Source organism: Desulfoscipio gibsoniae DSM 7213 (genome assembly GCF_000233715.2).
In the GTDB taxonomy this organism is placed as follows: Bacteria; Bacillota; Desulfotomaculia; order Desulfotomaculales; family Desulfallaceae; genus Sporotomaculum; species Sporotomaculum gibsoniae.
Genome location: NC_021184.1, coordinates 4071008 through 4096810, shown reverse-complemented (window position 1 = coordinate 4096810; position 25803 = coordinate 4071008). Strand labels below are relative to the sequence as shown.

Here is a 25803-nt window from a genome sequence, read left to right as displayed (position 1 = left end):
GTGTCCTGCTGCGGGCGGGTGAGATAATAAACAAAAACAGGGGCTTATCTGCTGTAATAGTGACCAGGTGGGTTTTAAAATCTTTATAGTGACCCGCTGGACGTTTTGTCTAAACTAATTAACCTGTTAATATATAATAGAAAAATAGAAGTCAAAAGCGAATATCTATTTTATAAAGGGGGATTAGATAAGTTACTATGGATGACGGCGTGTCATTCAGTATTATCACTGCGCTACAGATACTGCTGGCCCTGTTTCTGGTGTTCTTAAACGGTGTATTTGTGGCGGCGGAATTTTCATTTGTTAAAGTCAGGCCCACGCGTTTGGCGCAACTGGTGGATGAAGGCAATAAAATGGCCAAAACCGCCCAGTGCTGTGTTAAAAACATCGATGCCTACCTGTCGGTATGCCAGCTTGGCATTACCGTTTCCAGCCTTGGCCTGGGTTGGCTTGGTGAACCGGTAGTAGCCAAACTCCTTGAACCGCTAATGTTCTTACTGGGCATTACCTCTCCAGCGGCTATTCATTCCATTTCCTTTGTCATTGCCTTTTCCCTGGTTACTTTCATGCACGTGGTTTTAGGCGAACTGGTGCCCAAATCTCTGGCCATTCAGCGGGCTGAAATAGTTACCCTGTGGCTGGCACTGCCCATGCGGTTTTTTTATTTTATCTTTTATCCTGGCATTGTATTATTCAACGGTACTGCAAACAATATTTTAAAACTTTTTGGCGTCAGGCCAGCCAGCGAACATGAAGAAAGCCACAGCGAGGAAGAACTGGAAATGCTGGTACAGGAGAGTTACCGCGGCGGGCACCTGGATAAAGAAGAATGGCGCCTGCTGCAAAACGTGTTTGATTTCGAGGATAAAGTGGTGCGGGATGTAATGGTGCCCAGGCCGGAAGTAGTGTATCTTGATTTGACCAAGCCCCTTGAAGAAAACATAGATATTGCCAAGAAATCCGGCCATACCCGTTTTCCCCTTTGCGAAGGCGACCGAGATAACGTGTTGGGGTTAATCCATATTAAAGACCTGTTCCGTTTAGAAGCAGGTAGTGGTTTAAATGACGTGCGCCGCAACATTATGCTGGTACCCGAAGGTATGCCGCTGGATAAACTGCTGCATAATTTCCAGCAGCAGCATCAACACATGGCTCTGGTTGTAGACGAATATGGAGGTACCGCCGGTATCATCACGATGGAAAACATACTGGAGGAACTGGTGGGGGAAATCCAGGACGAATTTGATCATGAACAGCCGCAAATTATCACTGAGGATGAAAAAACCTACCTGGTAGACGGCCGGCTCCTACTGGATGAAGCCGCACAAATATTTAACCTGCCGGTAGAAGATGAGGAAGAATATGATACCCTTGCCGGGTACATGTTTGGCCGCCTGGGTAAGAGGCCCCGGGTTGGTGATATCGTGGAATTGGATGGTTTTAAGCTCGAAGTTGCGGAAATTAATCGCCTGAATATTCGTCGCATCAGGTTGCAAATGCCGGACGATACGGAATTGATTAATCAAGCGGTGTGAGGCGAATTTCACCAGCTTCACTGCCCCATTTTGGCTTTTTTGTCACCGAAGGCCAAACCAGAAATAATCACCAGCAAGCTTAAACAAAGAAGCCCAACTGGATACAGGTTGGGTTTCTTTTTGTTTCAGTTAGTAACATTTTTCATGCAGTATACGAATATAAAGATGGAAAATTTGTAGAGGTTAAGGAGGTAAAATAAATAACAGGCATGCAAAACAGCGATTTGGCCTGATATTGGCTACATGGCTTTACATTTATAGAAGGTTTTAAAGTTCCGATACACCTGTAGCCACCAGGACTGCTCAATTAACTTTTTCATTAGTATTTTTGCTGAAACTTAAAATATATTTCAAAAATCAAACATATAATAAGGAATATTGACTGGCTTATCACTTCTTTTTATAATTAACTTGACACCTGACCAGTTGAATTTGCTTCACTTGAAGGGTGTTACAAAAACTTTGGTTTCCCTGCGGAGAAGGGCAGATGCCTTAGACCAAGGGGTATATCGTTGAATTTGTACTCTTAGGGTACCTTTTACGGTGTACTTTATCCGTCTATGCCTTTTTCCGGCTGGACGGGTTTTTTGGGTTTTGGGGGGTAATTAAATTTGATACCATGTTACGACAAGTATGATAAAAAAGGAGGAATCAAGAAAAGTGCCGGGAGATTTTTTTGATGAGTATTCATGAAAATATTAAAGTGTCTTACCATTCCGTTTGTTATCCTGGCTCTGTGGGTTACCGGGTCAGCTGCAGGAATGATTAACCAGTATATAATTCCTCCACCTTCAAGGGTGATACATACTGCAATAACCCTGTTGGGCAGCGGCTTGTTGTTAGATCATATTTCCATCAGCCTGTACCGTGTCTTTGCCGGTTTTTTGGCAACAATTTTATTTGCCTTTCCCCTGGCTGTATTGGTAGGGTTAAATCGGAGGCTTGAAGATTATATAGAACCAGTTCTTGACTTTTTAGGACATATACCGCCCATTGCGTGTATTCCCATGTTAATTCTTTGGTTTGGTATCGGGGAGGCTTCCAAACTGGCGGTAATCATTCTGGCAACGTTTTTCCCGGTATTCTTAAATACCCTTAACGGGATTTTAAGCTGCGATAAACAATTGCTGGAGGTGGGAGATGTTTTTGGCTTTAGTGGCCGGGATAAATTTTTAAGAATTGTTATACCGGCGGCACTCCCATCCATAATTGTTGGCATGCGGCTGGGGCTGGGTTACAGCTGGCGGGCATTGATCGGGGCGGAGCTGATTGCGGCTTCCTCGGGAATCGGTTACATGATCATAGAAGCCGAGCAGTTGTCTAGACCCGATATTATTATTGTCGGCCTTATCACCATCGGGCTGTGTGGTTACATGATTGATTATTGTTTTTTTAAACTAACCAGCTGCATCATACCTTGGACAGGGAAGCGATCAGTTTATGGCAGGAGTTAAAATACAAAAGCTTTGTAAAACATTTTGGATTAACGGTCAAGAGATAAATGCTCTATCTGATATTAATTTAACCATAGAGGACGGGACTTTTGTCACACTGGTGGGGAAAAGCGGTTCTGGGAAAACTACGCTGCTTAAGTTGATTTGCGGGTTGGAAAAGTCCACCAGGGGTAATATATCTTTTCCCCCGCCGGATAAGTCAATAAACTGCCAGCCTGAAAGAGTCAGCATTGTTTTTCAAGAACCGAGGCTTATGCCCTGGCTGACAGTGGAACAAAACATGGCTTTCCCGCTTATTAAGGAGAAGAATCGGGAACGGGTTGCCAAAACAGTCAATCATTATTTGGATTTGCTGAGCCTTATGGAATTTAAAGATGCTTATCCTGCACAAATCTCAGGCGGGATGGCCCAGCGGACCGCACTGGGCAGAACACTGTGTTATGACCCGGATGTAATCTTGATGGACGAACCTCTAGGTGCCTTGGATGCCTTTACCAGAAAAAAATTGCAAGCGGATTTAATAAATATTTTTCTACTCCAGAAGAAGACCATTGTTTTTGTAACCCATGATGTGGATGAAGCTGTTCTTCTTGGCCAAAGGGTGGTAATTTTTGAAGCTGGAAAAATAGTCGAACATATGCCTGTTAATCTTGGCTATCCGCGAAATCCTCTTTCCCGGAATTTCCTCAATGTGAAGAAAAAAATATTAAGCCTGATAGTCGGTGAAAACTTTAATTAAGGGGGTTGTTTCATGCAAAAAAAATGGAAAATTGTTACTCTTCTAGTGCTGGTTGCATTGATACTGGCCGGTTGCGGGGGAGGGCAAAACGGCAATACGGATCAGGAAACCGGGAGCCAGAAGGTTGAAAACATAAACATTTCATATGTTAAGCTTCCTTTGAATATACCATCAATTATTGAAAAGAAAACCGGTTTGTTTGAGGAAGAATTCAAAAAGGATGGCATTAGAGTGTCTTTTCCAGAAATCACCGAGGGACCCAAAATGACTGAAGCCCTTGCTTCTGGTTCTTTGGATTTCTGCAATGCACTGGGTGGGACATCAGCTATTCTGGCAGCGGCCAACGGCGTTGATCTAAAGGTTATCGGTATATACAGCAGGGCCCCCAAGGCATTTACTATAATGGCCAGGGATGAAAATATTAAATCGGTCAGTGACTTAAAGGATAAAGTGATTGCTGGACCCAAAGGAACTATCCTCCACCAGCTGCTTCTTGCAAGTCTTGCAGAAAAAGACCTTACATCAGGGGACGTCGAGTTTATTAATATGAGCATACCCCATGCCATGTCTGCCTTAATAGCGGGGGATGTGGATGCGGCACTTATTGCCGGTCCTGTCGTGCCACAGGCGCTGGAGGCAGGAGCCCATGTTATTGTTACAGGGGAAGGACTTCTGGACGCAACTATTGTTATTGCGGTGTCGGGTGAATTTCTTGACCGGCACCCCGACCTGGTTGAACGATACATGAAAGTCCACCACCAGAGTATTCAGTATATGAAAGAAAATCTTACCGATGTCTATAAGATGGCGGCAGAGGAAACCGGTATTTCTATTGACACAGTTAAACAGATGTACGGGTGGTATGACTTCAACCCGGTTATCACTGACCAGGATATTGTAGAATTACAAAAAACACAAGAATTTTTGCAACAGGCAGATATGCTGACCGGTACTATAAACATGGATGATCTCATTGTAGACATGACCTGGATTTAAGCAGGTAATGCGTATAGAGATCTTATGAAATGGCTAAAACGCAGGCTGTGGCGGGATGCCGCAGATAAAGGAAGTTGAGACAATTTGGCGAATAACACATTAGCAATCTATGCCAGCATCTTTATGAATGCTGGTTATTTTTCTTTTAGCGGCGAAAAATGGTGGTCGCCTCTTTTAAAGAGGGAAATAGCTTGATCAAAGGTTCATTAGGTCTACTGATAATATTTAATAAAGCGAGGGATTATTTTGGGTTTATCACCGTTTTTTTTGCATTTATAGACAAGTTGCACATTCAATGCTATAATAATTTAATCAAGTAAGCAACTTGTTAATTAAATACAAGTTGCTGTTGGGTATATTTAATGAGGAGGGAAGTCAATCATTGTTTTTTAAACGTAAGTTGAAATTATCTAGTTTAATGCGCGGTAGTATTATTTTTACAGCATTATTTATTTTTGCAATAGCTGGAACTGTAGGGTGTTCCTCGGAGGGTAAGAATAACAATGCGCAGCAAGGTGTCAAAGAGACTATTATGTTTGGTGATTTTAACTGGGAGAGTGCTCTGATTAATGATCGTATCGCTCAATTTATTATTGAGAATGGATATGGCTATCCGACAGATAGTATACCCGGTGAAACAATACCTTTAATGCAGGGTTTAAGTAATGGTGATATTGACGTAGCAATGGAAATTTGGATTCAAAATGTTCAGGAAGCCTATGACCAAGGAATAGAGTCCGGTAATTATATTGATCTTGGAACAAATTTTAATGACAATGTACAGGGGTTGTATGTCCCAACTTATGTGATTAAGGGCGATTCGGAAAGGGGAATAGAGCCCATGGCTCCCGATCTAAAAACAATCGAAGATCTCCCCAAGTATAAGGAATTGTTTAAAGACCCGGAGGACCCCGGCAAAGGTCGATTCTATGGTGGTGTACCCGGTTGGGAAGCAGATAAAATTTTAACTGATAAATTTGCCAGCTACGGTCTGGACGAATACTATAATGTATTCCGCCCGGGTTCCGGCGCCGCCCTGGCTTCTTCACTGGTAGCGGCTTACCAGAAGGGCGAGCCGTGGTTCGGCTACTACTGGGGGCCGACATGGATATTCGGTTTATACGATCTCACACAAATTCAAGAGCCGGAATACAGCGATGAGTTATGGAAAAATGGTTATGCCTGCGCATTCCCTTCCGTTGATGTTAATATCGTTATAAACAAGGATTTGCCTGAACGGGCCCCCGATGTGGTTAAGTTTCTGGAAAATTACAGTTTAAACAATGACCAAATCAGTGAAACCCTAGCTTACATGCAGCAAGAAAATGTAGAGGCAGATGAGGCGGCCCTCTGGTTCCTGAGGGAAAAAGCTGATGTATGGACAAGCTGGGTACCGGACGATGTAGCACAGAAGGTACAGGAGAAACTCTAATTTGCAAAAAAGCAGTACTGGCCAAAGGGTCCGTACTGCTTAATCTTCCTTTGGCTCGCTTCAATATTTTTAGATGAGGTGTAATATAAGTAATGAACGAATTTCCTGATTTTTTACGTTTTTCGATAGCTTCTCCTGTAAACGAATTCATGAAAGTAATTTTGGACAAGTACAGCGCGGTTTTTGATTACATTTCAACAACGATACTTTGGATGCTCATGTTAATCGAATCCTTTTTACTTTGGGTCCCCTGGTGGCTGGTGGTAATATTGGTGATCTTTCTAGGCTGCCGGGTTACTAAATCATGGTTAACCGGTGCAGTAATGGGAATAATGCTGACCGCGGTTGGTAGTTTAGGTATGTGGGATTTAATGATGCAGACTTTGGCCATTGTAGGTGTGGCAGTTTTTATTGCTGTAGTGCTTGGTATTCCCACAGGTATTTTGATGGCTTCCAATTCAAAACTTGAAGCCTTTTTAAGGCCTGTCTTGGATGCTATGCAGACTATGCCCAGTTTTGTTTATTTGATTCCGGCATTAATGTTTTTCGGTTTGGGAAAGGTTCCGGGTATATTTGCCACCCTCATATATGCTTTACCTCCAATTATACGTCTTACTAATCTCGGGATAAGACAAGTTTCCGAAGATGTAATAGAAGCGGGCAAAGCGTTTGGCGCCACCAGGATGCAATTGCTATTCAAGATACAACTCCCACTGGCCATGCCTAGTGTAATGTCGGGGGTTAACCAGACAACTATGATGGCATTAGCGATGGTGGTTATCGCTTCAATGATCGGTGCACGCGGTTTAGGTGAACCGGTGCTGATTGCAATTGGCCGGATTGATGTTGGACGTGGTCTTGAGGCAGGTATATGTATTGTTATTCTAGCCATTGTCATCGACCGGCTGCTGCAAGGATTAGGTAACCAACAAAGCTCCGGCCAAAAACAAGTAATTAAACAATAACTAATGGGCACAATACTGTGCCCATTAGTTATTTGCAGTCAGCCACTTTTCATCCCATCTAAAACGATCACGTATTATCGTCGAAAATTGCTGGTTAAACGTTTATGGTCTAAGGACATTGATTACCGGATTGGTTTTTTCCACCAACCAAAAGCAATCCGGAAGCCAGTTATTGTAACTAAAAGAAACCGGACCTATTTACCGGATTTCCCCAGCCACCACGAAGCATGCCTCTTGCAGCCTTTATTGGGTCTTTGGGTATAGGTATAATTGCTATGTATCCATCTATTTCAGTAATTTTTAATTGAATTAGATTCTATGCCGTATTTTTTGTTTGCTCCTGGTTCATGTATTTGAAATGAGGCATGTCCTTAAACATATAAATAACATCATAATCCCGGATCTTAATACCACGGATACAGTTATTCCGTAATTAGTGTGTTCCTAACTCAAAAGCTTCTAATAATTCATGCTTCTAATATCATATATAGAATGGATTAAATACTTAGAATAGTTTAATAACTTTAATTATTTTGATGCTAACGTTAGAAGTTTTATCGTCAAGTAGTATTATGATTGAAAATCCAGTTATGATTAAATGATCATGGGTGTTAGGGGGGTTTTAAGATATGAAATCTTTTAATTTCCAAGACTTAATTGAATTCAAACCAGAACAAGGTGAGATATCTTTTGAAAAGTCACGTGTGGTTTTATTACAGGCCATTGCCTTGGTTAAATTAAAGCAAGAACTTATTCGTTCACTCGGCAAAGATATGGCCAGGGGTGTACTAACTCGATTTGGTTATAGGTGTGGATACCACGATTCTAAAATAGTAAAAAGTCATTATGGTGATGAAATAAAATTTATCGGATTAGGTCCTATTATGTACCATTGGAAGGGCATTGGCCGGGTAGTTATCGATAGTGAACTGCAATTTGGACCTAATTCAGGACATTATCTATTAAAAGGGAGATGGGAAAATAACCACGAGGCGGAACATTACATAAAAGACTACGGTATTTCAAAATATCCTGTATGTTGGATTTCTACGGGTTATGCAAGTGGGTTTGCAAGCGGTTTTACCGGGCAGGATATCATTTGTATAGAAAAAAATTGCTTGGGTAAGGGCGATGATAATTGTTCGTGGGAAATGCGTTCCGTAGGAAGTTGGGGTGAAATGGCTAATGATTATGTTGGTGATTTTAAATCAGAATTTAATTTTAAAGATTTGCAAACCATGTTGGCTGAAGAAAGGTCGATAGATATTCACCGCAGGATGACTAAACTGGTTTTGTGGGGTAAAGGGATTGAGGCTATTGCTCAAACACTACATGAAATCGTTGACAGCAATGTTATTATTATGGATAAATTTTATAATATTATTGCTACCGGTGGTTCAGGGTCGTTTTCAAAAGACGAACGGTTTTTAATAAAAAAACAAATGCAAAACTTTTATATCGAGAAGAGATTAAAGACCCTATGGATACAAGACGAATATCGGCTAAATATGACTAGAATTAACTATATGGCGGGAAATGGTGTAACCCAAACCTGGATTGCATCACCCATAGCAGGCGGCTCAGCATTATGGGGATTTGTATTAGTACATGAGGTGAAAGAGCTATCCGAGATTAAGATAATGGCCATGGAGCACGCTTGCACGCTCTGCTCTTTAGAATTATTAAAACAGGGGTCAGCTCTAGAAGTCGAACTAAGACTTAAAGGTGATGTTTTAAACGATCTTTTTTTCTTGAGTGGTAACGAAAAAGACGTCACTATGCGGGCAATAAAACTGGGATGCGATCTTACCAGACCGCACAGGCTAATGATTGTCGACTTAACGACAAAAGAACATCAGGATAATGAAGATGATGTCGTTGATATTATTAAATCCGGTGTCGGTTCTGTTGTAGAAAGGTTATTTCTTAATAGTGTTGTTGGTATCAGAGGAAATCGAATTTTAATTCTTTTAGGGCTTAATGAGAGCACAGACAAACAAGAATCCGTTACTGAAAGGGTAGCTGAACTTGTTAAAGAATGGGTTATGCAAAATACCGGTTACCACTCGGTCAATATAACATGGGGCCGGGTTTGCCTTGATTTTACTGATTATAAAAAGTCTTTTGAAGAAGCATGGAAAGCTGCTGATATAATGAAATGCCTAGGCAAAAAGAACATAAGTATGGGATTTGAACAGTTGGGTTTATACGGTGTTTTATGGGAATCAACAAATAGAGCTCGCTTGGAAGAATTAGCCTTATCCAAACTAGGTATTTTAAAACAATATGACTATATGCATAATGGCAATTTAATAAATACTCTAGAACAATTTTTAATCAATAATTGTAATTTTAGTGAGACGGCAAAAGCAGTTTTTATTCACCCTAATACTTTAAAATACCGCTTAAGAAAAATTGAAGAATTGGCTAAAATAGATCTCTCTACAGAAGAAGACAGATTTCATTGCCAGTTTGGCTTAAGATTGTTAAAAATCTTAAGTTTGTAGTTATTGCCTTAAACCTAAGAAAGGGAGGTAACCCACAATGTCTTAAAACTAAAGGTAGGAACAACTGATAATAAAGTCAGAATATTCTGGCTTTGTTTTTATTTTCGCTTGGCTTGTCTCCCGAGTTAATGGGTTACTAACCAATTCACATCCTTTAAGAAGTCATTCCCAAATAATTCAAAAGCTTTAAAGTAATATTTTTAAAAGGCCCAAAGACATTTTAGACGATTGCTATTGTTAGTTATTCACAAAACAGTATGTAATTTTTGTTTAATTCTAAACAATGCGAAAATTTAAGATAATAACGTATAATTAGTTACCTAAAGAAAGGAGGCTTTTTCAGTTGAGGAAAGTGGTTATTGTAGATGCAGTTAGAACATCTACGGGTGTTTTTGGCGGTAAATTCCGTGATATTCCTGCCCATGAACTGCTGGTAGAGGTTATTAAGGCTATTCTTGAAAGAACCCAAATTGATGTGCAATTAATAGATGAAAGCATCGTAGGTTGTTCATTTCAACCAAGCGATGCCCCTAATATTGCAAGAATAGCCGCTTTAAGGGCTGGTCTCCCTTTAAAGATAATAGGTACAACTGTAAATGTTAACTGCGCTTCCAGTTTAAGAGCGATCGGTACAGCTTTTCAAGCTATACGTGCCGGCGAGGGTGATGTGTTCTTGGTGGGCGGAGTGGAAAGTATGAGCAATATTCCCTACATTTTGCCTAAGGCCAGGTTCGGGTATCGCTTGGCCCATGGCCAATTCATCGATGTGCTGTGGGAAAGTTTTACGGACCCAATTTGTAATCAGATAATGGGCCGCACCGCAGAAAACTTGGTGGAGGAATTCAATATATCAAGGGAAGATCAGGACGAATTTGCCTTGACTAGCCACCGTAAAGCGGTAGCTGCTACTATTGCCGGGAATTTTATTAACGAAATTGTACCAGTAACCGTTAGGAAAAAAGCCCGGGGGCAAGTTAAGGAGGAAGTTGTTAATCAAGACGAGGGTCCAAATCCTGATATTACGTTAGAAGGCTTAAGTCAATTTCCGGCTGTCTTTAAAGAAGGTGGAACTGTCACTCCGGGTAATGCTTGTGGCTTAAACGATTGCGCCGGAGCAATGCTGATTATGAGTGAAGAAAAAGCCATGGCGCTTGGGTTTAAACCCCGAGCTTATATAAAAGCTCAGGGATGGGCCGGTCTGGAGCCGGAGAGAATGGGTTTGGGACCGGTATATGCAACTCCGGTAGCGCTAAAAAAAGCAGGGTTAACCTTGGCCGACATTGATGTGATTGAGCTCAATGAAGCTTTTGCCGCGCAGGCGTTGACTTGCATCAGACAGCTAAATCTTGACCAGGAAAAAGTAAATTTAAACGGTGGAGCAATTGCCCTCGGGCATCCGGTGGGGGCAACAGGGGTTAGGATAGTCACAACGTTGCTAAATATTCTGGAAAAGGAGGATAAAACCCTGGGATTGGCTACCATGTGTGTGGGTGGTGGATTAGGTGGGGCCATCATTCTGGAACGGAGATAGTAAATTAATTTGCTGTGTTAGTGAGGTGAAATAAATGAAGTTTAAAAAAATAGGACTGGTTGGTGGCGGTATTATGGGTGCGGCCATCACTCAGGTGGTAGCTTCTAGTGGCTTGACGGTTGTAATGTATGAGATGAATGAAGAATTAGTGCAAAAAGCGATGAAAAGGATAAGATCGGCATTTCAACGTGAACAGGATAAGGGCAAAATTTCGAAAGAGAAATTACATGAGAGATTGGCCCTAATTAATGGCACCACCTCTTTAAAAGAGTTTTTCGATGTAGATCTAGTTATAGAAGCTGTTCCAGAAATTATGGAAATTAAAAAGAAGGTCTTTACTAGTCTGGAGCAAGCAACTTCGCCACAAACTATTTTGGCCAGCAATACATCCAGTCTTTCCATAAGTGAAATAGCATCCACCTTAAAGGATTCACAAAAAGTAATTGGATTGCATTTTTTTAATCCCCCGCAAAAGATGAAGCTAGTGGAAGTAATCCCTGCCCTGCAAACAAGTACAAAAACAATTGAAACAGCTGTTGATTTTGTTCGCCTGGTTGGCAGAGAATCCGTGGTAGTGACCGAATGTGCAGGTTTTCTGGTTAACCGTCTTTTAGTTCCTTACTTCTATGAAGCCATGTATACTCTTTTGGATGGTTCCGCAGGGATTCAGGATATTGATAATGCTGCTATGCAGTATGGTTTTCCCATGGGCCCCTTCAGATTGTGTGATTTTATAGGAATTGATACCCTTGTGCACTCGGGGCGGATCATGGAACAATATTACGGCCCTCGTATGAAACCTCCCTTTTTGATGGAAGAGATGGTACGGGCAGAATTACTTGGCGATAAAAGCGGCGGTGGTTTTTATAAGGGTAATCAAATAAATCCGGATGTGCTACTGTTAATTGAAAATTTAAAAACAAATTCCAAACATACTGTAGCTTTTACCACAGAGCGTTTAATTTATCCCATGATTAACGAAGCAGTCATATGCTTACAAGAAAAAATATCAACACCATCGGAAATTGATTTCGCAATGGTATCCGGTATCGGTTTTCCAAAGGACAAAGGGGGACCGCTGCGCTACGCTGACATAATCGGGATGGATAGTCTTACAGAAAGTTTGGACCGTTTTGCCCAAAAAATTAGCTTTAGGTTCTGGCCGTCATATCTACTAAGAAAGATGGTAGCAGCCGGGTTCAATGGAATAAAAAGTAAGCAAGGATTTTATACTTATTTAAACGAGGTGAATGAAAACTGAACTTCTTAAAACTGTTTCAACAAAATGCGGTATTAAAAATAACTATAGAAAATCCACCATTAAATGTCCTCAGCCGTGCTGTTTTACACGAACTTGTTACTGTACTTGATCGGGTTTCCACAAGTTCGGAGATACGCGTACTGGTGATTTCTGGTGCAGGGGAAAGGTTTTTTAGTGCTGGGGCGGATGTTTCCGAAATTGGTGCGGTGGAGACAACCGATGAGATGAGGGAATTTATCAGGAACGGTCAAATGACCTTTCATAAAATAGCTACTCTAAATAAGCCTGTAATTGCCTCAATTAATGGTATATGTTTTGGCGGTGGGCTGGAACTAGCTATGGCTTGTCATATCAGAATAGCTTCTGAAAACGCGAAGATGGCTTTACCGGAAATAAATTTCGGTCTCATGCCTGGTTACGGAGGTTCGCAGCGATTGCCGCGCATTGTGGGGGCCCCCCGGGCTGCCAAAATGATTCTCACAGGAGAAATTATTGAAGCGCATGAAGCGCTGAAAATCGGTCTTGTTGAAAAGGTAGTTTCACAATCCGATTTATTAGATAATGCAATGGCACTAGCCGATATTATCGCTTCTAAAAATGAAGTTACTGTAAGGAATGACCTACGAGCGATACAAGAGGGTCTTATGTTACCCATTGAAGATGCGTTACAACTGGAGCGAAACCTTATGCTTGAAGTATGGGATGTCACTGACGCCAAGCAAAAAACAATAGAATTTATCAAAAAGTCTAGTCCGCGGAAAGGGGAATAGTTATGGATTTTACCTTTACCAAAGAACAGGAACTATTAAGGGAAATCATTAGAAAATTTACTGACAAAGAAGTCAAACCCAGGGCTGCAGAAGCAGATAGAAACCATCGGCTTGATCCCGAATTAATTAAAATGGGTGCTGATCTTGGGTTATTCGGTATATTATATCCGCCAGAATTAGGCGGTTCGGGCATGGGTTTTACCGGTCTTTGTATTATGCTTGAAGAATTATCCAGAGGTTGTGCATCCTTTCCACTAATGCTGGCAACCCACCAGGGAATAGGCGTTATGGGTATATATCTTACCGGCACTCCGGAACAAAAAGAAAAATATATGACTCCTTGTGTGGAGGGTCAAAAAATAGCTGCTTGTGCCATAACCGAACCTGATGCCGGTTCGGACATAGCCAGTATGAAAACCAGGGCTGTTCTTAATGGTGATCATTACATTATTAACGGTACTAAAAGGTTTATTACCAACGGGGGGATTGCCGATGTAATTGTGGTTTTTGCCATTGTAGATTCTACACCTGATAACCCGGGTGGAATGACCGCGTTCATTGTGGAAAAAGATTTTCCTGGTTTCAATGTGGGTAAAATTGAGGAAAAAATGGGTATTCGGGCTTCTAGTACAGCGGAACTGTTTTTTGAGGATATGGTTGTCCCGGTTGAAAATGTTTTAGGGCAGGTAGGCAAGGGTTTTAAACTAGCAAGACAAATTTTGGAGGCAGGTGGGCGTGTTACGCTTGGGGCCATGTGCCTTGGTGCTGCTAAAGAGCTAGTAGATTTATCAATTGCTTATGCCAAGGAACGCAAGCAATTTGGCAGGCCAATTCAAGATTTTCAGGGCATCCAGTGGATGCTCACCGACATGGCGGTAAGTGCTTATACTATGGAATCTATAGTGTATAGGACCGCGTGGGCGCTAGACCAAGGATTACCAACCACTATGGATGCTGCTATTTGCAAGCTATATTGCTCTGAGGGAATTGATTTGGTAGTTGATAAAGCGATGCAGATCTTTGCAGGGTCAGGTTATATGACAGACTATCCAATTGAGCGGTTTTATCGTGATGCCAGAATAAATAGGATTTATGAAGGGACCAGTGAAATTCAAAGAATGATCATTGCCTCTACACTGGTTAAGAAAGGTGTCTTTTAATAAAAGAAACAATTTATGCAAATTTAAGTAAGGAGGTTATCTTGTTATGTTACCAACAACAAGAGATTTAATATACTAGGAACAAAGAACGTAATCCTGAAAAACTAGCCGTAGCTAATAATTCTGTAAGATATACTTTTGATGAATTTACGCAGCGGTGTAACAGATTGGCCAATATGCTTTTAAATTTAGGTTTGGAAAAAGGTGATCGGGTGGCGTTTCTAGATAAAACTTGTCCCTGGTATTTAGAGTTTTATTACGGTATTACCCTGGGCGGTCTGGTTGCCGTACCTTTGAATTACCGGCTGGTCGAAAGAGAATTAATTTACATTATCAATAATTGCCGGCCAAAAGCAATTATTGTCGGCAGTGAATATACAAATATTATTGATTCAATCCGATCCCATATACCTACTATAAAACACTTTATTTCTATGGAACCGGCTGACGGCTACATGTTATATGAAAGTAAAATTAAAGAATCTTCGCCGCTAGAGCCTAATGTGGAAATATCAGCTAAAGACCTGGCGGTTATCAGTTATACAAGCGGAACAACTTCAATGCCTAAAGGTGTTATGCTATCACACGGAAATATTTCGGCCAATGCGGCTAACGAAAACTTAAGCGTTTGTATTACTCACGATGATATAGTTTATTACCCAGCACCGTTATTCCATGTGATGGGATGTATGGCAATGGGGATGTTGGCTACAGGTTGTACATTAGTTTTTGAAGAATATAAAGCCGAGAAATTTTACGAAAGAATTCAACAGGAAAGTATTACTAAAGTAGTAACAACTGCCGGCCCGTTAACTATGTTAGTAAACTCGGAAATAAATTATAAGCAATATGACCTGAGTTCGCTGCGCACTGTTATTACAGGGGGTAGCCCGATGCCTGGTAAAATTGCTACAGAGCTATTTAATATTTTACCGAATTTGGAAGTTATGTATGTTTCTTTTGCTCAGACAGAAGCGTCTCCTTTTATTACCATTGACGCGGTAACAAGGCAAGATATTTTGGAAGGACGATATAACGAACACTCAGGAAGAGAAGTATTTCTTACACGGGTAAAAATTGTTGACGATCAAGATAATGATTTGCCGGTTGGCCATCGTGGCGAAATTATCGCTAGGGGGCCAAATGTGATGCTCGGTTACTGGGAGATGCCGGAAGAGAACACCCAAACTCTACGCGAGGGTTGGCTGCATACAAACGATATCGGTTACTTTGATAGCAATGGTTATTTATACGTTGTTGATAGGAAAAAGGACATGATTCTCAGTGGTAGCGAAAACGTTTCTTCTAAAGAGGTAGAAAGTGTTCTATACCAACACCCAGCGATAGCTGATGCGGCAGTTATTGGTGTTTCTGATGAAAAATGGGGTGAAAGAGTTCATGCTGTTATAGTGTTAAAATCTGGACAGCAAGAAGATCCGGAGGGTATCATTAAGTTTTGCAGAGAAAATTTAGCTGGTTATAAAACTCCTCGATCAATTGAATTTATTTCCGACCTACCAAGAAACGCTACAGGGAAAGTTTTGAAAAATAGGTTAAGAGAAAAATATAAAAAATAGTTAGAAATATCATAATATTATGAAAATGTTGATATTAAGAAATTATATTTGGGCTAAATAGCTTATACATTAGCTGACCACTTGCTTGAAACCTGTATAAAACGGAGCAGGTGGTATTTTTACGGGATGTATTTTAATTAAGATATGAAAGATCGGGGGCTTTTTGAAAATGGCAATAGAAAGAGAATATGGTTCGGTGCAGCCAGGAATTAATTGGGGACCATTTACTGCAAGAATACCATTTATTCATGTTAAAGTTTACTGGCTTGACGTGTTGCAAGGGGAGCACTGCCACTTTTATTTTTTGCGCCAGTAGTAACTTTTATAATCCCTCTGATGCCAGTTGCGCTGTCACTAACTTTGTTATTGACAGGTTTTGCTTGCGCCTATATAGCCATGTCAATGGTCAACAGTAACATAGAAAGAGGGATTACACTATTTATAGCCATGCTTATTGCCTTGAAAGGATCGACATGGGGACTTGGAATCGGAATTTTAGCATACATCCTCCTTATAGGAATTGATAAAAGTATTCATTCACCAAGTGAAATCCAAAAAGAAACCGGTTCTTGATAAAATTTTTATAATAAAATTTTCGCCAACAAATGAGAGCAGCCGGCGTTGGTCACCATGTACGCATTACGCGATGACCAACGCTGCCCCACACCTAGGTGGTACCTACAATGCTATTAACCTAGATGGTGGTGCGAGTTCCGGCTCTGGACCGGTAACCGTGCTCTTGAATCACTTCATCTTCTATTTTAAGATACTCAAGGTACTCAAAGTATTCTTCCAACTCCTGATCCAGTCCTTTTGGCGCATGGTACAAGTTTTATACATTTAAAAAACTTACTTCGCTGCAGAATATTTTTCATGCAGCCTGATTTGCCCCGGAGGCGGTACTAATTGTTTTCGTAGTTCCCACCGTCCCGTATTCAGCAGCCGGGTTACAGCTATTTTTTCTATACCGGTCATCTCTGCTATCTCGACATAACTCAGTCCTAATATATCTCGCAAAACCAATACTAGCCTTTCTGTAGGCGGTAGCGTTAAAAGAGCTGCTTGGATTTTGTTTGTACTATTGTCTTTGGTCGGCGGGCTGCTTTTAGCTCTAGGTAAGTCTTTAGGTAAATTTGGGGTCCAACCCGTTGTGGCTTTATTTCTGTATATTAAACACAGGTTTATCAAAGCTGTATTTAAATTTATATCACCGTCTAATGCTTTAAAAACGCCCTTTAACAGTTCTTGAGTTTTCTTGTGACTACCGGTTAATCTGTAGCCTGTGTTGTAGAGTAAATTTACTATTTGCTCGGAAGAATTACCCTGCTTAAACATTTCACCCAGTTTGGGCATGTCCCTTCCCCTTTTCGTTCAAAAATGCGGTTAACGGGTTACTGAGCAATGCATTGATATTTGTATAAAATTTTCGCCAACAAATGAGAGCAGCCGGCGTTGGTCACCATGTACGCATTACGCGGTGACCAACGCTGCCCCAACCCGGGTTAACAGCATATGCTCCCGGGCAATGCGGATAAATGTTGCGCAGTTACTCTGCAAAATATGCCTTGATAAAATCAGGTACATTGTCGCCTGTAAAACAGCCGTAATTTAAACGCTCTTTATCCTCTCCGTAAAAGCTGATTATATATCTATCGTCACTGGCAGTATTTTGAGTGAAGGATTCATCCAAAACCCATTGATAGCGATATTCCCTCAAGCAGGTTTCAATTTGGTTTTTATCCGTGATTTCTAATCTTCTAACATCTTCATCGCCTGTGTTTCCTGTTTCCTCAAACCCCCGCATTCTTTTTTCCTCCCACTGCTCCCGGCTTTCTATCTTTTCCGCCACAGCATAGGATATTTCTTCCGGTAAAACTCTGGCCTTTTGATAATAACCTTTCTCCTTCAGCCAGTTTTCCAGCAAATAATCGTATTTATGCCAGGAGGCATTGATATGCTTATCTCTATCGTACTGTTTGGTGGTTTGAGGCTGAGATTCAACCAATTTCGGATAATTGTCCAGCTTATTATTGGCAATTAACAAGCTGACACTGGCCCATGGTTCCTTTTGCCCCGTCATCTGTTCATAAGTTGCCATCGTAACATCCTGTTTCATAGTATCAATCGCTTCTTTTATCTCCGCCGGATCTAATATTACCGCCTCTTTGTATTTACTGGATCTCATATTGGGACGCAAGGTGATTTTCTCTACGTCGGCAGGGTTGACATGAAGAATATCATAATGTATTTCCTTATATTCTTTGGATTCATGGATGGGTTTTATATAATTGGTGTATTTATCATAATCAATTCGATAACCTCTGGTCATGGTGCTCCCATCACTTAAATGGTAAATAAAAATGGCATCTCTTTTTTGGTTTTGCTTTCCGGTCAAATAATTTTGCCCTTTATCTTCAATGATATTTTCATGAAGCCGGTAAATGTGTTGTAAATTATTGGGATCGGAGAAAAAAACAGTAGTGTATTTTTCTTGGCTGTTATATTGATAAAAATTATCATTGAAATAAACCTGTTGGACTTCCCCCAATTCCGGCAGCCTTTTTTCATATCCAATCAAGTCGAACCTGATTCCCAACATCATAACTATAACCACCGCGCCAAAAACCGCATAGCCTTTAAAGCTCTTTGCTTCTTTAAAGAAGCCCAGGGATTTTTGCAGTACTATTTCGGCCACCACATAGCCGATCAAAGAACCTGCCAAATATCCAAAAACCGCCCAGGCAAGGGTCTGCTGTGTGTGCTGAAAATAAAGTCCCCCCAGCAGCATGGTGCAAAAGGTAACGCCGTATTTAAAAACATTACGCGGTTTTCTAAAAGCAATTGACTGGGTGGCAGCTTCCAGATTTCTTATTTTATACAGATAATCAGCCAACAAATATAGAACCAGGCAGATTGCCACATAAGCCAGTACTTCAGCACCGCTCATGAATCGTTCTTTTATAGGGTAAAAGCCTTCTAAAATTCTAGTGATGGGGGAGAGTTTTTCCAATTGGTAATCCATGTTAAACAAAAAGCCATATACAAAAAATTCAAGATTATAGGTGATTAAAACAGTTATGCCCACCGGAAAAAACAAGAGAATATAAGTTAAAACGCCCTGCACCGTCGAAATGCCCACCAGCATACCAACAAATACACAGGTAAGGAAAATCGTTAAATTCATCAAGGTGGTTATGCCTATCCACCTGAATACATCGTTAATGCTGTAGTAACTGCCCAGGTCAAGAAACAGTTGTAATATAATAGAGATAATCCCTGTAATCAATACCGGCAAAATCAACAATACAATCCCGACCAGAATGTGGCTTCTGTAAATGCTGCTTCTTTTAACGGGAAGGCTGTGCAGCGAATCGGCCGATGTCCTGACATGCAGGTAGCGAAATAAGAGAACAGCCAGTCCAACCGGTACCGTCAAAACTAAAATGCACTGTAATTCCTGGTTATTGAATAAAAAAAGACTTTTAAAAACATTTTTATCAATAATATATTCGTTACCCAGCATCATTACTATATTCAACGGAATTATAAAGATTAGGGCCAGGGTGTAGGCCACCGCCACCCAACTGTATTTTCTAAAATCGTTTATTAGAAAGCCTTTATTTAAAAATGACGTTTTTGATCTCATAGCCGATCTCCCCCATCTCATAAATAAATATTTCTTCCAATGTCAGAGGCAAAATATCTAATATCAAGGGATGATGTTGGGAGACGTTTTTGATGACTTCATCCTTTTTCCCTCTGATAATGAACAGCTGGACACTGCCTCTTTTTTCCCGGTATAGGACATCATCATTTTCAAATATGTTTTCTGGAACATCATCCGGAAAAGCAGCCTGTACCTTATGTATGTCGGATTTCAAATCATCCAGTTCCTTCTCCACAATCAATCTGCCTTGATGCAAGACACCTATACAGTCGCACAGATCTTCAAGTTCCCTTAAATTATGGGATGATATCAACACCGTCATCTCCCTGTCGGCTGTATCTTGAATAATTAAATTTCTAACCTTTCGCCTCATAACAGGGTCCAAACCATCTAAGGGCTCATCTAAAATCAAATAATCAGGTTTTAACGCTAAAGCCAGCCAGAAAGCAGCCTGTCTTTGCATTCCTTTGGACATGCGTTGTATTTTCTTATGCTCATCAAGCTGAAAAACATTTTTTAGTTTTTGATAACGTTCCTCATTCCAGTTGTCGTAAATCCTTTGATAAAATCTAGCCATATCCTTGACAGTATATTGAGAGAAGAAATATAACGAGTCCGGAATAAAGACTGTTTTAGACTTAATATCTATATTCTCAAACACCTTTTGGTTATCGATCAGAACCTCCCCCTGGTCCTGGCGATAAATCCCTGCCAATATTTTCAATAATGTTGTTTTCCCGGCGCCGTTTGAACCCACCAAGCCATAAATTGAACCCTTTTTTACGTTTATACTGACATCGGCCAGCGCTACCGAATCATCAAACATTTTGCTTATATTTCTAGCTTCTATCACTTTTCTCTCCCCCCTTGACCATGACATATAGCTCTGAGATGATTTTAATGATTTCTTCCTTTTTCATGCCTAAATAAATAGCTTCAGATAAAATCTTAACAAGTTCTTCCCTAAGCCTGGCTAATTTCTCGGCATTCCCTTCGCGCATTACCCGGGCGACAAAGTTGCCCTTTCCGGGTATTGAATAAATGTAGCCCTGTCTTTCCATCTCCCGGTAGGCTTTTTGAATAGTATTGGGATTTATAGTTAGTTGGCTTGCAAGTACCCGCACTGAAGGCAATTGTTCATCGGTTTTTAAAACTTCGCTGATAATCAGCTCTTTAAATCTTTCCACCAGTTGTTCGTAAATAGGGTGCCTGCTTCTTAAATCCAGATCAAACATTAACTCCCTCCTTTCCGTGTTAACTGTACTATTAGTGCTAGTACGGCTATTATATAAAAAAACCTGCCTGTTGTAAACATTGGCAGATTATTTTTTAATCGGTGAGCTAGCCGCAAGGAAGCAGCCGTCGAAGGTGGGGTCGGTAATTGGGGTGAAGTCGTAACAAGGTAGCCCTATCGGAAGGTGTGGCTGGATCACCTTCTTTCTACGGAGAAAATAGTGGTTGGTGGTTAAGTAATGTGCGTGATATACTCAAGTATACTGACGATTATTATCAAAAGAGGTTCAAGGAGGGCGCTGCGTTAAATGTTGCAAAATAGTAAACCGATTAAAGGAGATAGAATTGAAACAAATTAAGTTATATAATGTAATTTTTCCCGCGTGGTTTTTGCTATTCTTTTTTCCCCCGATTGTTATTATTACTTTGATAGGCAATCTGCTTATTGATTCACTGGTCATATTGGTTTGCTTCTTTATATTTAAGTTGGGTAATATATTAGAATTAGATCTTAAAAGATTCTATAAGCAAAGCATATTGAAAGTTTGGATGTTTGGTTTCTTAGCAGATATAATAGGTGCTTCAATATTATTTTTTATATCAAATACAGGGTTGCCGCATGAGGTGATTTCGGCAATTAATTATGACCCGTTTAGCAATCCAGTAGCGATCATAATTATGGTATTTGCTATGCTTGTATCATCGTTATTTATATTTATATTTAACTATAAGTTTACCTGGAAAAAAATAATAATCGAAAAACAACTAAGGTTTAAATTGGCAATTACCATTGCAATTATTACAACACCGTGGGCTTTTTTGCTGCCGACGAAGTGGTTTTACTAATTTTAATTGTATTCTTTATGAAGGCATTCCCGGCACAATCCTGCTGGTAGGCTCAAAGAACCATTCCTGCCAAATTAACTCATCATTGATTCCGTGATTGCTCAAGTGTGTTATTTCTATAAATGGAACGGCCACACCTACGAGCGCAGACCACACCCGGTACAGAGCAAGGATAAAGCGGCATTTAACACAGCGGTTTCCTTATCATCAGTAAGTTTTAGATAATCTTGATAAGTTTGCACATAGAGGTACTAATACCATCTGCCAAAGTGGGGATATCATGCGCGGGCGGCAGGCGGCAATTAGTCAGGGTAAATTATACGGGCGCGGGTAAAATAACTAGAATACTAAAACATAATTTAAGGGGATGAATTGATGCCCAAAAAAGTGCTGATAGTGGGCGGCGTGGCCGGGGGGGCCGGCACTGCCGCCAGGCTGCGTAGGCTGGATGAAACAGTCGAGATTATAATGTTTGAGCGGGGGGGCTATATATCCTTTGCCAACTGCGGCCTGCCCTATTACATTAGCGGCGTGATCAACGAAAGGGACAAGCTGCTGGTGCAGACCGAAGAGGCGATGGAAGAACGGTTTAGTATAGATATTCGTCTCCACAGCGAGGTGACTGCCATACACCGGGACACCCGGGAGGTGGAAGTGGTTTCCAGTGGCCAAACTTACCGGGAGAGCTACGACTACCTGGTCCTTTCACCAGGGGCGTCGCCAATTATTCCCTCCATACCCGGTATAAACCGGGAAGGGATCTATACTTTAAGAAACATGGCTGATGTCGACCAGCTCAAGGCGCTGGTAACGGAGAAAAAGCCCCGCCGGGCGGTGATAATCGGCGGGGGCTACATTGGCATAGAGATGGCCGAGAATTTAAAGCACCTGGGCACGGACGTTACCATAGTGGAAGCGGCGGGGCAGATTATGGGGCCCCTGGATGTGGAGATGGCCAGAGTGGTGGAAAAAACCCTGATGGATAAAGGTATAGAGATTATTTTAAATGATGGGGTCAAGAGCTTTGACGGACAAGGGAATATTGAGGTGGCTTTAAGCAGCGGTAGAAAAGTAGAAGCAGATATAGTGCTTCTGGCCGTGGGGGTAAAGCCGGAAAACAGGCTGGCACGGAATGCGGGTCTTGCTATTGGCGAGCGGGGTGGAATTAAAGTTGATGATTGCCTGCGCACCTCGGACCCGTATATATACGCCCTGGGGGACGCCATTGAAGTAAAGGATATCGTCAATGGTCAGCCAGCCCTGATTCCCCTGGCCGGGCCCGCCAACAAGCAGGCCAGGATAGTGGCGGATAATATCGCCGGCCGAAAGGTTGAATTTAAAGGTTCCCAGGGCACATCCATCATCAAAGTGTTCGACCTAACGGCGGCGGCCACGGGGAACAATGAAAAAATGCTGCAATTAAAGGGGACCCCCTACGCCAAATCATATACCATATCGCCCTCACACGCGGCTTATTATCCCGGGGCTATACCGATGATTGTAAAAATAATTTTTTCCCCCGAGGGCGGCACTCTGTTTGGAGCCCAAATAGTGGGTAAGGACGGGGTGGACAAGCGCATTGACGTGCTGGCTACGGCGGTAAGGATGGGGCTTACTGTTTACGACCTAGAGGAGTTGGAACTGGCTTACGCCCCGCCGTATTCTTCCGCCAAAGACCCTGTGAACATGGCGGGTTTTACGGCGGCGAATATTTTAAAGGGCGATGTGCGGGTGATGCACTGGGAAGAGCTGGACAACTTGCTCGAGGACAGTTATATCCTGTTGGACGTACGGACGGATAAAGAACGTCAACAGGGGTATGTAGAAGGCTCGGTGCATATACCGGTGGACAGCCTACGTAAAAGATTAAATGAATTACCCCGGGACAAAAGGATAATTATTTATTGCAAGATCGGTTTAAGGGGCTATATCGCTTACCGCATACTGGTGCAAAACGGGTTTGACGCTGTGAATTTAAGCGGTGGCTACGATATTTACCAGGCGCTGCTTTATCAATACGGCGAGGCCGTTAATATGAATGAACAAATGACCAGGCAAGAGAAGTAGACCCGGCGGATCGCCGGGTTTTTGTTAATTAAAAAAGGGTTCTTCCGCACTTTATGCAAGGCTCATTATCACATTTATGGTTCGTTGTAACCCCAAAAATAAAAAACACCTATAAGTAGTTCATGTATATTTATCAGACAATGCTGATTTATATCCCGGTCGTTTGCGTTTTATACCCAGTGGCTAATCTCTGCGATTTCCTTCCTGACGGGGGCTTTGCCCGGTTCTTTGACCGGATAACCTATGGGTATTATGGCCACCGGCCTTCTATTCCTGGGCATATCAAAAGCCTGCTGCACCTTGTCTTCCTGGAAGGCTCCTACCCAGCAGCTAACTAATCCTTCTTCCAGCGCGGCCAGCATGATGTTCTGCACCGCCGCCGCGGTATCCTGCAAACAATATAGTTCCGCGCCCCGTTGTTGATACCGGATGGCTGACATTTCCGGCTCGGCGCAGACTACTATACAAAAAGGTGCTTCGGCAATAAACTTTTGTCCCAAAGCCGCTGCGACCAACTGCTCGCGCTTATTCCGGTCCTCAACCACATAAAAAAACCAAGGCTGAATATTGCCGCCTGAAGGCGCCCAACGAGCTGCGTCAAGCAGTTTAAGGATTATTTGGTCGGAAACAATATCTCCCTTGAATTTCCTTGTAGACCGGCGATTAATTATGGCCTGGTATACATTCATTTGCATCACCTCAGAAAAGAGTAAAAGCTCATTGTTCCACAGTCGATATAGATAAATATCGCAGTGGGGTTGTATGCATCTTATATTGATTATTATTTGAAATACGCCTGAAATTATTAATGGGTTTTTTTAAAGCATCTTGACCACCATGGTCATTTATTCTACAAGACTTATAAGAAGTTCCCGCAAGCATTTAATTTTCTAAAAGAATAGAAAAAGTCTTTGTACTCGTTTCCGTTGAGGCCGTTTCTCAAGTGGCATACGATTTACTCAATTAATACCGGCACGCTTGCTGGTTATAAGCTCGGCAGTTTGTGTATACTAATTCGAGAGTACCCCGCCACAACGATTCAAAGTTGGATAACAACCCGGAGGGATAGTGGTGTATAAAGGATATAATTTTTATGACCCTTCGTTGACAGAAGCGCTTACTAATTTGCAAATAGCCCAAAACCAATTTAACAATGCCAGCACTCCGGATATGGTGGATGTAGCTATCTACGAATTATCGGCCGCCGAAATGCACCTGAAAGCTGTTTTAAAAAAAGTGCGCAATGGCGAATAACGTGTGCAGGGACAGTCCCCTTTAGGAAAATTTGAAAGGGCGATTTTCCCCATTAAAATTTTCCTAACACATACTGGAGGTCAAGAATCCATATGGACTTTCTCGACCTCCGAATATGTCAGTTAATTTCAATTTTTTATCCGACATTTGCTTTGATCTGAGCAAACAGTTCCACTCTATTATTTGTTATATTTCAGCCATTCCATATAAATCCAGAACAAGACTGCTGAATCAATATTATAATGTACAGACATTTTATAAAAACCAACCATAACCGAAGGATAAGCTTTGTCTAACGGTAAATTGATGTCTTTTATCATTTGATCTATTTCGGGGCAAATTTTCTTCTTTGTATCTTGATTTATATTTCTTACCATGGCAAATATTTCTTGATTGCTTAGTTTACTACCAGTCATCCGTCGAGCTATTTCGGCCTGTTTATCAAGGGACATTATTTTACACCACCTTTCCAAATCAGGACAAAGCTTAGGGTATCATTCTATGGAAACCGTAATCGGAAAATTAGATTTATCCCAGTCCCCGGCACTAAAAAGACTTCCGGGCACAATATTCCCTGTTAGCCTTTTTGCATGCATATACTTTAAATAATAAATGAAATAATCAGGTAAATTAACATTGAATATGTATTCTCCTTCCACATAAATGATATATTAACTCACATGACAAGTAAATACTTACCTAATGTTCAAAATTTGTTGTGTGATGGGTAAGTGACATGTACAATTAATTAATTTTAGGAGTTGTATTTTAGATTAGAGGGAACCAAATAAATGGTTCCCCTCGTCTAT

The 25803-nt window shown here is 41.3% G+C and carries 22 protein-coding genes and 1 pseudogene; 16 read left to right on the top strand and 7 right to left on the bottom strand.

Annotated elements, in window-relative coordinates; translation table 11 throughout:
- Positions 1 to 197 precede the first annotated feature (197 nt).
- The 13 genes and pseudogenes from DESGI_RS19120 to DESGI_RS24845 all read left to right on the top strand — a co-directional run bounded on the left by DESGI_RS19120 (position 198) and on the right by DESGI_RS24845 (position 16243).
- Positions 198 to 1535 (top strand): hemolysin family protein, encoded by a 1338-nt coding sequence (locus DESGI_RS19120; protein ID WP_006523789.1) that lies wholly within the window; start codon positions 198 to 200, stop codon positions 1533 to 1535.
- A gap of 689 nt (positions 1536 to 2224) precedes the next feature.
- Positions 2225 to 2989, top strand: coding sequence for an ABC transporter permease (locus DESGI_RS19115; RefSeq protein ID WP_006523790.1), 765 nt, complete (start codon positions 2225 to 2227; stop codon positions 2987 to 2989).
- Complete coding sequence (locus DESGI_RS19110; protein WP_006523791.1) at positions 2976 to 3728, top strand: ABC transporter ATP-binding protein; 753 nt, start codon at positions 2976 to 2978, stop codon at positions 3726 to 3728. The genes DESGI_RS19115 and DESGI_RS19110 overlap by 14 nt, the downstream gene beginning before the upstream one ends.
- A gap of 12 nt (positions 3729 to 3740) precedes the next feature.
- Positions 3741 to 4724, top strand: a complete 984-nt coding sequence (locus DESGI_RS19105; protein ID WP_006523792.1) for an NrtA/SsuA/CpmA family ABC transporter substrate-binding protein — start codon at positions 3741 to 3743, stop codon at positions 4722 to 4724.
- A gap of 382 nt (positions 4725 to 5106) precedes the next feature.
- A complete protein-coding gene (locus DESGI_RS19100; protein ID WP_006523793.1) occupies positions 5107 to 6156 on the top strand; it encodes an ABC transporter substrate-binding protein in 1050 nt (349 codons plus the stop codon).
- A gap of 92 nt (positions 6157 to 6248) precedes the next feature.
- Positions 6249 to 7121, top strand: coding sequence for an ABC transporter permease (locus DESGI_RS19095; RefSeq protein ID WP_006523794.1), 873 nt, complete (start codon positions 6249 to 6251; stop codon positions 7119 to 7121).
- Between the two features lie 629 nt (positions 7122 to 7750).
- Positions 7751 to 9628 (top strand): XylR N-terminal domain-containing protein, encoded by a 1878-nt coding sequence (locus DESGI_RS19090; protein ID WP_006523795.1) that lies wholly within the window; start codon positions 7751 to 7753, stop codon positions 9626 to 9628.
- A gap of 352 nt (positions 9629 to 9980) precedes the next feature.
- Positions 9981 to 11159 carry a thiolase family protein gene (locus DESGI_RS19085; RefSeq protein ID WP_337833207.1) on the top strand — a complete coding sequence of 393 codons (1179 nt, stop codon included), beginning with the start codon at positions 9981 to 9983 and terminating at the stop codon, positions 11157 to 11159.
- A gap of 34 nt (positions 11160 to 11193) precedes the next feature.
- On the top strand, positions 11194 to 12420 hold the full coding sequence (locus tag DESGI_RS19080; protein ID WP_006523797.1) for a 3-hydroxyacyl-CoA dehydrogenase: 1227 nt from the start codon (positions 11194 to 11196) through the stop codon (positions 12418 to 12420).
- Positions 12417 to 13190: an enoyl-CoA hydratase-related protein gene (locus DESGI_RS19075; RefSeq protein WP_015618009.1), complete on the top strand. Its 774-nt coding sequence runs from the start codon at positions 12417 to 12419 to the stop codon at positions 13188 to 13190. The genes DESGI_RS19080 and DESGI_RS19075 overlap by 4 nt, the downstream gene beginning before the upstream one ends.
- A 2-nt stretch (positions 13191 to 13192) precedes the next feature.
- Positions 13193 to 14350, top strand: coding sequence for an acyl-CoA dehydrogenase family protein (locus DESGI_RS19070; RefSeq protein ID WP_006523799.1), 1158 nt, complete (start codon positions 13193 to 13195; stop codon positions 14348 to 14350).
- A gap of 89 nt (positions 14351 to 14439) precedes the next feature.
- Positions 14440 to 15927 (top strand): annotated as a pseudogene (locus DESGI_RS19065) (class I adenylate-forming enzyme family protein); the annotation flags it as partial.
- A 169-nt stretch (positions 15928 to 16096) separates the two neighbouring features.
- Entirely contained in the window at positions 16097 to 16243 is a 147-nt protein-coding gene (locus DESGI_RS24845; RefSeq protein WP_006523801.1) for a hypothetical protein, read from the top strand.
- A gap of 378 nt (positions 16244 to 16621) precedes the next feature.
- Here the strand turns inward: DESGI_RS24845 and DESGI_RS26225 are convergent, their stop codons facing one another.
- From DESGI_RS26225 to DESGI_RS19045, 5 genes are all read right to left on the bottom strand, one after another.
- Positions 16622 to 16756, bottom strand: coding sequence for a hypothetical protein (locus tag DESGI_RS26225; RefSeq protein WP_281168061.1), 135 nt, complete (start codon positions 16754 to 16756; stop codon positions 16622 to 16624).
- A 20-nt stretch (positions 16757 to 16776) separates the two neighbouring features.
- Positions 16777 to 17280 carry an RNA polymerase sigma factor gene (locus tag DESGI_RS23345; protein WP_006523802.1) on the bottom strand — a complete coding sequence of 168 codons (504 nt, stop codon included), beginning with the start codon at positions 17278 to 17280 and terminating at the stop codon, positions 16777 to 16779.
- Between the two features lie 193 nt (positions 17281 to 17473).
- Positions 17474 to 19573: a DUF6449 domain-containing protein gene (locus DESGI_RS19055; RefSeq protein ID WP_006523803.1), complete on the bottom strand. Its 2100-nt coding sequence runs from the start codon at positions 19571 to 19573 to the stop codon at positions 17474 to 17476.
- Positions 19545 to 20447, bottom strand: coding sequence for an ABC transporter ATP-binding protein (locus tag DESGI_RS19050; RefSeq protein ID WP_006523804.1), 903 nt, complete (start codon positions 20445 to 20447; stop codon positions 19545 to 19547). The genes DESGI_RS19055 and DESGI_RS19050 overlap by 29 nt, the downstream gene beginning before the upstream one ends.
- Entirely contained in the window at positions 20434 to 20829 is a 396-nt protein-coding gene (locus tag DESGI_RS19045) for a GntR family transcriptional regulator (RefSeq protein ID WP_006523805.1), read from the bottom strand. Before DESGI_RS19045 ends, DESGI_RS19050 begins: the two co-directional genes overlap by 14 nt.
- Before the next feature lie 343 nt (positions 20830 to 21172).
- Between DESGI_RS19045 and DESGI_RS19040 the strand changes: the two genes are divergently transcribed.
- Positions 21173 to 21673, top strand: coding sequence for a hypothetical protein (locus DESGI_RS19040; RefSeq protein WP_006523806.1), 501 nt, complete (start codon positions 21173 to 21175; stop codon positions 21671 to 21673).
- 375 nt (positions 21674 to 22048) lie between these two features.
- Positions 22049 to 23740 (top strand): FAD-dependent oxidoreductase, encoded by a 1692-nt coding sequence (locus DESGI_RS19035; RefSeq protein WP_006523807.1) that lies wholly within the window; start codon positions 22049 to 22051, stop codon positions 23738 to 23740.
- Positions 23741 to 23910: 170 nt separating this feature from the next.
- Here the strand turns inward: DESGI_RS19035 and DESGI_RS19030 are convergent, their stop codons facing one another.
- Positions 23911 to 24429: a nitroreductase family protein gene (locus DESGI_RS19030; RefSeq protein ID WP_006523808.1), complete on the bottom strand. Its 519-nt coding sequence runs from the start codon at positions 24427 to 24429 to the stop codon at positions 23911 to 23913.
- 382 nt (positions 24430 to 24811) lie between these two features.
- Here DESGI_RS19030 and DESGI_RS19025 point away from each other — a divergent pair, with 382 nt between their 5' ends.
- On the top strand, positions 24812 to 24994 hold the full coding sequence (locus DESGI_RS19025) for a hypothetical protein (protein WP_006523809.1): 183 nt from the start codon (positions 24812 to 24814) through the stop codon (positions 24992 to 24994).
- A gap of 179 nt (positions 24995 to 25173) precedes the next feature.
- Here the strand turns inward: DESGI_RS19025 and DESGI_RS19020 are convergent, their stop codons facing one another.
- Positions 25174 to 25446, bottom strand: a complete 273-nt coding sequence (locus DESGI_RS19020) for a hypothetical protein (protein ID WP_006523810.1) — start codon at positions 25444 to 25446, stop codon at positions 25174 to 25176.
- Positions 25447 to 25803: the final 357 nt, after the last annotated feature.

What these genes read in the sequence shown, in the direction of transcription:
- DESGI_RS19045 (WP_006523805.1), bottom strand. Translation starts at nt 20,829, where the DNA reads ATGTTTGATCTGGATTTAAGAAGCAGGCACCCTATTTACGAACAACTG.
- DESGI_RS19070 (WP_006523799.1), top strand. Translation starts at nt 13,193, where the DNA reads ATGGATTTTACCTTTACCAAAGAACAGGAACTATTAAGGGAAATCATT.
- DESGI_RS19090 (WP_006523795.1), top strand. Translation starts at nt 7,751, where the DNA reads ATGAAATCTTTTAATTTCCAAGACTTAATTGAATTCAAACCAGAACAA.
- DESGI_RS19110 (WP_006523791.1), top strand. Translation starts at nt 2,976, where the DNA reads ATGGCAGGAGTTAAAATACAAAAGCTTTGTAAAACATTTTGGATTAAC.
- DESGI_RS19030 (WP_006523808.1), bottom strand. Translation starts at nt 24,429, where the DNA reads ATGAATGTATACCAGGCCATAATTAATCGCCGGTCTACAAGGAAATTC.
- DESGI_RS19120 (WP_006523789.1), top strand. Translation starts at nt 198, where the DNA reads ATGGATGACGGCGTGTCATTCAGTATTATCACTGCGCTACAGATACTG.
- DESGI_RS19035 (WP_006523807.1), top strand. Translation starts at nt 22,049, where the DNA reads ATGCCCAAAAAAGTGCTGATAGTGGGCGGCGTGGCCGGGGGGGCCGGC.
- DESGI_RS19095 (WP_006523794.1), top strand. Translation starts at nt 6,249, where the DNA reads ATGAACGAATTTCCTGATTTTTTACGTTTTTCGATAGCTTCTCCTGTA.
- DESGI_RS24845 (WP_006523801.1), top strand. Translation starts at nt 16,097, where the DNA reads ATGGCAATAGAAAGAGAATATGGTTCGGTGCAGCCAGGAATTAATTGG.
- DESGI_RS19055 (WP_006523803.1), bottom strand. Translation starts at nt 19,573, where the DNA reads ATGAGATCAAAAACGTCATTTTTAAATAAAGGCTTTCTAATAAACGAT.
- DESGI_RS19020 (WP_006523810.1), bottom strand. Translation starts at nt 25,446, where the DNA reads ATGTCCCTTGATAAACAGGCCGAAATAGCTCGACGGATGACTGGTAGT.
- DESGI_RS19080 (WP_006523797.1), top strand. Translation starts at nt 11,194, where the DNA reads ATGAAGTTTAAAAAAATAGGACTGGTTGGTGGCGGTATTATGGGTGCG.
- DESGI_RS19115 (WP_006523790.1), top strand. Translation starts at nt 2,225, where the DNA reads ATGAAAATATTAAAGTGTCTTACCATTCCGTTTGTTATCCTGGCTCTG.
- DESGI_RS23345 (WP_006523802.1), bottom strand. Translation starts at nt 17,280, where the DNA reads ATGCCCAAACTGGGTGAAATGTTTAAGCAGGGTAATTCTTCCGAGCAA.
- DESGI_RS19105 (WP_006523792.1), top strand. Translation starts at nt 3,741, where the DNA reads ATGCAAAAAAAATGGAAAATTGTTACTCTTCTAGTGCTGGTTGCATTG.